The sequence below is a fragment of the Solibaculum intestinale genome, from assembly GCF_040096205.1.
In the GTDB taxonomy this organism is placed as follows: domain Bacteria; phylum Bacillota; class Clostridia; order Oscillospirales; family Acutalibacteraceae; genus Solibaculum_A; species Solibaculum_A intestinale.
The window spans coordinates 1-1,259 of the sequence record NZ_JBBMFD010000063.1 but is presented as its reverse complement, the minus strand read 5'-3'; the positions used below and the strand labels follow the sequence as shown (position 1 = coordinate 1,259).

The following is a 1,259-nucleotide window of genomic DNA, read 5'->3' as shown; positions in this document are numbered from 1 at the left end:
TGTACCTGCACCATCCGGTTCCGGGCGGCCAACGGCCGCCATTACCAGACCATGCCGCTGACCGATCCAGTTTCGTTCCTGCTGCCCCAGGCCTTAATGGTGGCCGGGGAACTGCTGGTCTACCTGGACGCCCGGGAGGGGTACACCGTCCACCGTACCGAGCCGGCTGCCCTACGAGTGGAGGACTCCCCCGACTGGTGCGGCGCGGTAGGCCTGGCCCCTGACCCGTATGAGGGGCTGATCGAGGCGAGCTTGCAGGATTTTGCCGGCGCGCTGGACGAGCTGCACACGGACATCGGGGACGTGTCCCAGCTGCGGGACGATATGACCACCATGGCCTCCCAGGTAACGGCGGACAAGAGTCTCGCCGAGGCCGCCGCCAGTCAGGCCAAGACAGACGCCCAGGCGGTTAATAGACAGGCCCAGGAGGTAACGGCAGCTCATACGGACGTGCAGACCTGGGCGGCCCAGGTCTCCGCTGACAAGGCGGTGGCCCAGACGGCGGCCAATACCGCTAAGGACGACGCCCAGAGCGCCCTGGAATCCCGCAACATCGTTGAGACGGCTGCGGCCCAGGTGCAGACCAACGCCGATCTGGTGGCCCAAAATACCGAGGCGGTGACCCAGGCGGCGGCCCAGGTTGCCCAGGACAAGACGGCGGTAGAGGAGGCCTCTGCGGATGTCAGCCGGGAGATCGCCGATTTTAACGGCAAACTAGATGCCGGCGCCGTATCTGCGGATATGGTGGAGTTTCTAGACCTGGAACGGCACAGCGAAAACCTCTTTGACCCCTCCCAGCCCATCGCATCCGGCCAGGTATACGGCGAGAGCGGCCAGCTGACTGCCAACGCCAACTACGACAGTACCACCGAGTACATCTATGCCGGGCATGTGGCCGGGCACACGGTCTATGCCTCCGACAGCATCCGGACGCTGTTAGAGTATGACGAGTCGCGCCAATTGCTGGTCCACACTGCATACGTCAACGGCGCGGTGGGCAAACAATTGACTGCCAATACTCAGTACCTCAAAATCTCCATCCCTGCGGGGCAGGCAGAGCGGTTTGTCGTGCGGGCGGACTCGCCGGTCACCGAGTATATCCCGTACCAAAACACCTATACTTTATCCGATGAGGTGGATATCTCCCCATCGGTGGCCAAGGACATATCCGAGCCAATCGGCTGCGGCATGAATGTACTGGCCCCTGACCTCAGCTGGGACACCGGTATCCTGACCGACACCGGCGCGAGCAATCCCAG

At 63.1% G+C, this 1,259-nt stretch carries 1 protein-coding gene; it reads left to right on the top strand.

All coding sequences use genetic code 11. The features are described 5' to 3' along the window. Positions 1-1,259, top strand: a 1,259-nt coding sequence (locus tag WMO26_RS13525) for a hypothetical protein (RefSeq protein WP_349221147.1), incomplete at both ends; no start/stop codon positions are given.